General features: G+C 77.0%; 3 protein-coding genes. All 3 read left to right on the top strand.

Annotated elements, in window-relative coordinates:
• A partial coding sequence (locus HLB15_RS23080; protein ID WP_171109054.1) for a DUF3375 family protein occupies nucleotides 1–991 on the top strand: 991 nt, incomplete at its 5' end.
• Nucleotides 988–1,689 (top strand): DUF4194 domain-containing protein, encoded by a 702-nt coding sequence (locus HLB15_RS24405; RefSeq protein ID WP_171109051.1) that lies wholly within the window; start codon nucleotides 988–990, stop codon nucleotides 1,687–1,689. The genes HLB15_RS23080 and HLB15_RS24405, both read left to right, overlap by 4 nt.
• On the top strand, nucleotides 1,689–3,100 hold a 1,412-nt coding region (locus HLB15_RS23070), incomplete at its 3' end, for an ATP-binding protein (RefSeq protein WP_283243489.1). The genes HLB15_RS24405 and HLB15_RS23070, both read left to right, overlap by 1 nt.

Here is a 3,100-nt window from a genome sequence, read left to right as displayed (position 1 = left end):
CCTGCTCGAGCAGCGCGCGGCGCTCGACGCCCGCATCGAGCGGGCCCGCCGGGGCGACGCGGACCCGCTGCCGCCCGAGGCCGCGGCGGAGCGCGCCCGCGAGCTGCTCGCGCTCGCCGGCGACATCCCGGCCGACCTCGCCCGGGTGCGCACTGAGCTGGAACGCACCGACCGCGAGCTCCGGCGCCGTCTGCTCGAGTCGGACGGCTCGCGCGACGCGTTCCTCGACGACGTCTACCGCGGTGTCGACCACCTCGCCGAGTCCGAGGCGGGCCGTGGGCTGGTCGCCTTCCGCGAGCTGCTGCGGCAGGCGGAGCACACGGCCCAGGACGACGTCGGACGGGTGCTCGACACCGTGCACCTGACGCCCGCGGAGGCGTCGGCGCTGCGCCGTCTCCTGCCCACGCTCCAGGACGCGGCCGACGAGCTCACCGACACGATGGCGATGTTGCGCCGCGCGCTGCAGCGCATGGTCCGCTCGGGCGAGCTCCCGGCCGAGCGCGCCCTGCGTCGTCTGCTCGGCGAGGCGCAGGACGCCGCGCTGGCCGCCGCGGCCGACGTCGCGCCGGACACCGCGATGGAGCTGTCGCTGCGCCTCGGCGCGGTCGCGCCACGGTCGGTCGGCGGGCTCCTGCCGTACAACCCGGGCGGCGAGGACGCCGAGGCTCCCGCGGCGGCGCCCACGCCGCCGCCGCGCCCCGTCTCGCTCACGGCGCTGCGCGCGATGGCGCGCGACTCCGAGATCGACGTCGACGAGCTGCGCGGCCACGTGAACGACGTCGTCGACCGCGGGCAGACCGCCACGGTCGCGTCCGTGCTCGCGGCCCACCCCGCCAGCCAGGGCGCCGCGAGCGTCGTCGGTCTGCTGACGCTCGCGGAGGAGCACGCCACCACGACGGGCGGCACGGAAGACGTGAGCTGGCGCTCGTCGCGCGGTGTCGTGCGACGAGCCGTCCTGACCCAGCACCAGTTCGAGGAGCGTGTCCCGTGACAGAACCCGACGTGACAGCCGGCGTGTCCGGCCCGCTCAGCGCGGCCCGCCCGGGGCGCCCCGCGTCCGGCACAGGGGCCGGCGCAGGGGCCGACTCCGTGCAGGCGCCCGTCGCCGACGCGGGCCATGCCGCCCGGCTGTGGGCGGACGACCGCGGCAGCCTGCCCGCGCCCGCGCGCCTCGCCCTGGCCCGGCTCGTGCGCGGCCCGTACCTCGCGGCAGAGACCGACCCCGACACGTGGCGCGCGCTCCTGACGAGCGAGGAGCCGATCCGCGAGCGCCTGGCCGACCAGTACCTCGACCTGGTCGTGGACGCCGACGCCGAGGTCGCCTTCGTGCGCGACGTGCCGGCGCCGGACGCCCCGCGCGTCGTGCGCGAGGTGCCGCTGACGTTCCTCGACACCGCCCTGCTGCTGCACCTGCGCGGGCTGCTGCTCGACTCGCCCGGCGGCCGGGTGGCGATCAGCCGCGACGAGGCCGCCGACCATCTCGGGGCGTACCGGCGCCGTGGCGGCGGCTCCCCGATGGACTTCACGCGGCAGCTCGACGCGACGTGGGCCCGGCTGGTCGAGTCGGGCGTCCTCGAGCCGCTCGGCGGCGACCGCGCCGCCGTCTCGCCCGTGCTGCGCACCGTGTTCGGTGCGGACCAGGTCGCGGCACTGAGCACCGAGTACGCCCGACTGGCGAAGGAGAGCTGATGACGTCGCCGCACCCCGGACAGTGGCGCCTGGCGCGCATCGAGCTGGTGAACTGGGGCACGTTCTCCGGCCACCACGTCGTGCCCGTCCCGCGCGAGGGGTTCCTGCTCACGGGGCACTCCGGCTCCGGCAAGTCGTCGGTGGTCGACGCCGTGGCCGCCGTGCTGACCCCGCCCGACCACCTGCGGTTCAACGCCGCGGCCGCGGGCACCGGCACGACGGAGCGCGAGGCGGGCGACCGCGACGTCGTCTCGTACGTGCGCGGCGCCTGGCGGCACCGGACCGACGAGAGCACGGGCGAGGTCGTGGCCGACCACCTGCGCCCTGGCGCGACCTGGTCCGGCGTCCTGCTGCGGTACGCGGACGGCGGGGACGGCCCGGGCTCGGTCGTCACGCTCGTGCGTCTCGTCCACCTGACGCGCGGCTCGTCGTCGCCCACCACCCTGCACGTGGTCGTGCCGGGCGAGGCGGGACTCCTGGACTTCGAGCGCTACGTGCGCTCGGGGCCCGACGCCGCGGGCGTCCGGGCCGCGTGGCCCGACGCGACGGTCAGCGAGCGGCACGGCCCGTTCGCCGCCGCGTTCACGCAGGCGCTCGGGATCGGCTCGGAGCAGGCGCTCGTGCTGCTGCACCGCACGCAGTCGGCGAAGAACCTGGGCAGCCTCGACGACCTGTTCCGCGGCCACATGCTCGACGAGCCGAGCACGTTCCGGCTGGCCGACGAGGCGGTGGCGCAGTTCGCCGACGTCGCCCGCGCGTACGCCGACATCGAGACCTCCCGCCGGCAGATCGAGCACCTGAGCCGGCTCGCGGCCCTCACCAAGGCGTACGACGAGGGGTCGGCGGCCGGGGTGCGCGCCGCGACGCTGCGCGGCTCGCTCGAGACGTTCAAGGACGCCTGGAAGCTCGACCTGGCCCACCGCGCCCTGGCGGAGGCGCGGGCCGCGGAGGAGCGGGCGCAGCACCACCGCAAGGCCGCGGACACCGAGGTCGAGGTCGCGGCGAACGTGCACCAGCAGGCGGTCAACGTGCTGGGGGCGCGCGGCGGACAGGCGCTCGCCACGCAGGCCGACCGGCTGCAGCGCGCGGGCGAGATCGCTGCCCTCGTCCGCACCCGCCGCGGGGAGCTGGCCACGGACCTCGAGTCCGTCGGCATGACCATGCCCGAGACGTTCGCGGAGTTCGCGGCGCTCAAGGAGAAGGCCCGGTGGGAGCTGGGCGGCACGACGCCGCCCGCGACCGGTGCGGTGCCGACCCTCACGGGGGCGCTGCCCGTGGTCGGGGCGGGAACCGGCGAGGACGGCTCCGCGACCGGCGCGACGCCCGCCGTGGGCACCGGGTCGGTGCCCACGGTCACCACGGGTGCGCAGCCGTCGGTGGCGACGGGCCCAGGGTGCGCAGCAGGCGGCCC

The organism is Promicromonospora citrea (assembly GCF_013004695.1).
In the GTDB taxonomy this organism is placed as follows: Bacteria; Actinomycetota; Actinomycetes; order Actinomycetales; family Cellulomonadaceae; genus Promicromonospora; species Promicromonospora citrea.
Note: the sequence above shows the minus strand (reverse complement) of the source record. Positions and strands in the feature narration are given on the sequence as shown.